The sequence below is a fragment of the Intrasporangium sp. genome (assembly GCF_039812505.1).
Classification (GTDB): domain Bacteria; phylum Actinomycetota; class Actinomycetes; order Actinomycetales; family Dermatophilaceae; genus Intrasporangium_A.
Genome location: NZ_JBDIAQ010000261.1, coordinates 1 through 2701, shown reverse-complemented (window position 1 = coordinate 2701; position 2701 = coordinate 1). Strand labels below are relative to the sequence as shown.

1 protein-coding gene is annotated in these 2701 nt (G+C 71.7%); it reads left to right on the top strand.

Features of this window, described 5'->3' with window-relative positions; all coding sequences use genetic code 11:
- Positions 1-111 precede the first annotated feature (111 nt).
- Complete coding sequence (gene glgP, locus WMI84_RS17965; protein WP_347355141.1) at positions 112-2700, top strand: alpha-glucan family phosphorylase; 2589 nt, start codon at positions 112-114, stop codon at positions 2698-2700.
- Position 2701: the final 1 nt, after the last annotated feature.

Sequence of the window (2701 nt, the reverse complement as noted above, 5' to 3'; positions counted from 1 at the left end):
CCGCCTGGCGGCCGCGGGCCGCAGGTGCGTGCCGTCCCACCAGCCGAGACCGTTCCTGTAACCCCGTTGCAAACTCTGCAAGAACATGTCACGCGGCTATGCTCTTGGCCTGTGAAGGCCATCCGACGCTTCAGCGTGCGCACCGTCCTGCCGCCCCGCATCGAGGGTCTCGGCGTACTCGCCAGCAACCTGCGCTGGTCCTGGCACCCGCTGACCCGCGACCTCTTCGAGAGCATCGACCCGCCGAAGTGGGCGGCCGCCAAGAACGACCCGGTCAAGCTGCTCTCCCGCCTGTCCGCGGACGAGCTCGCCGCGCTGGCCGCCGACGACGAGTTCGTCGGCCGCGTCGTGGCCGCCAACGAGGACCTGCACCACTACCTGACCAGCGAGCGGTGGTACCAGCACTGGAGCCGGGAGCAGGAGGAGCGCGGCGGCGCGGCACCGCGGGCCATCGCCTACTTCAGCCCCGAGTTCGGCATCACCGCCGTGCTGCCGCAGTACTCCGGTGGCCTCGGCATCCTCGCCGGCGACCACCTCAAGACCGCCTCCGACCTGGGTGTCCCGATCGTCGGCGTCGGCCTGTTCTACAAGACCGGCTACTTCAAGCAGCAGCTGTCCGGCGACGGCTGGCAGCAGGAGACCTACCCGGTCCTGGACCCGGACGGCCTGCCGCTGTCCCTGCTCCGCGAGGCCGACGGCACCCCGGCGGTGGTGTGCCTCGACCTGCCCGGCGGCCGGGTCCTGGGTGCGCACGTCTGGAAGGCGCAGGTCGGCCGGGTGCCGCTGCTGCTGCTCGACTCCGACATCCCCGGCAACGACGAGGCGGCGCGACGGGTCACCGAGTCGCTGTACGGCGGCGGCGGTGAGACCCGCCTCGAGCAGGAGCTGCTGCTCGGCGTCGGCGGCGTGCGGGCCCTGCGGATGTGGTCGCGCCTGAGCGGCGCCCCGACGCCGGAGGTCTACCACACCAACGAGGGCCACGCCGGCTTCCTCGGGGTCGAGCGGATCGCCGAGCTCGTCCGCGACGAGGGCCTGACCTTCGACGAGGCACGCGCGGCGGTCCGGGCCGCCACGGTGTTCACCACGCACACCCCGGTCCCGGCCGGCATCGACCGCTTCCCGGCCGAGAACATCAACCGCTACTTCGGCGGGTCGCTCGAGGTGCCCGGCGTGCCCGTCGACCGGCTGCTCGAGCTCGGCGCCGAGGACTACGACGGCGGCACCCCGGGCATCTTCAACATGGCCGTCATGGGCCTGCGGCTGGCCCAGCGCGCCAACGGCGTCTCGCAGCTGCACGGCGTGGTCAGCCGCGAGATGTTCGACGGCCTCTGGCCCGGCTTCGACGACGTCGAGGTGCCGATCACGAGCATCACCAACGGCGTCCACGCCCCGACGTGGGTCGACCGCCGGGTCTACGACCTGGCCAGCACCCACCTGGGCACCACCAACGTGGCCGGCGAGGACGCCTGGCACCGGGTCGACGAGATCCCGGCCGAGGCGATCTGGCAGGTCAAGGGCGAGATGCGCCACCAGCTCGTCGCGGACGCCCGCCGCCGGCTGCGCTCGTCCTGGCGCAAGCGGGGGGCGACCAAGGCCGAGCTTGGCTGGGTCGATGACGTGCTCGACCCCGAGGTCCTCACGATCGGCTTCGCCCGGCGGGTGCCGACCTACAAGCGGCTCACCCTCATGCTGAGCGACCCCGACCGGCTCAAGCGACTGCTGCTGCACCCGACCCGCCCGGTGCAGCTGGTCATCGCCGGCAAGTCGCACCCGGCCGACGAGACCGGCAAGCGGCTCATCCAGGAGATGGTCCAGTTCACCGACGATCCCGAGGTGCGCCACCGGATCGTCTTCCTGCCCAACTACGACATCGCCATGGCCCAGGCGCTCTACCCGGGCTGTGACGTCTGGCTCAACACCCCCCTGCGCCCCTTCGAGGCCTGCGGTACCTCGGGCATGAAGGCGGCCCTGAACGGCGGGCTCAACCTCTCGGTGCTGGACGGCTGGTGGGACGAGTGGTTCGACGGCCACAACGGCTGGGCCATCCCGACCGCCGACGGCGTCGACGACACGGACCGGCGCGACGACATCGAGGCGGCGGCGCTGTACGACCTCATCGAGCAGAGCGTCGCCCGCCGGTTCTACGACCGCGACGCCGACGGGCTGCCGCACTCGTGGATCGAGATGATGACGCACACGCTGACCACCCTCGGTCCGAAGGTCCTGGCCAGCCGGATGATCAAGGAGTACACCGAGCGGCTGTACGCCCCGGCGACCGCGGCGGGGCGGGCCATGGACGGCACCGGCTGGAAGGGCGCCAAGGACCTGGCCGCCTACACCGCCAAGGTCCGACACGCCTGGCCGGACGTCAAGGTCGCGCACGTCGAGTCCTCGGGCGTGTCCGACTCGCCGCAGATCGGCGACGTGCTGCACGTCTCCGCCCTCGTCGAGCTGGCCGAGCTCAGCCCGGACGAGGTCGAGGTCCAGCTCGTGCACGGGCGCGTCTCCGGCGACGACGAGCTGCGCGACATCGCCGTCGCGCCGCTCGCCTTCACCGAGACCGACGAGCAGGGCCGCGCCGTGTTCGCGGGTGAGATCTCGATGACCCGGACCGGCTCGTTCGGCTACAGCGTGCGGGTCGTGCCGAAGCACGAGGGGCTGGCCTCCTACGCGGAGATCGGGCTGGCGCGCATCGCCTGAG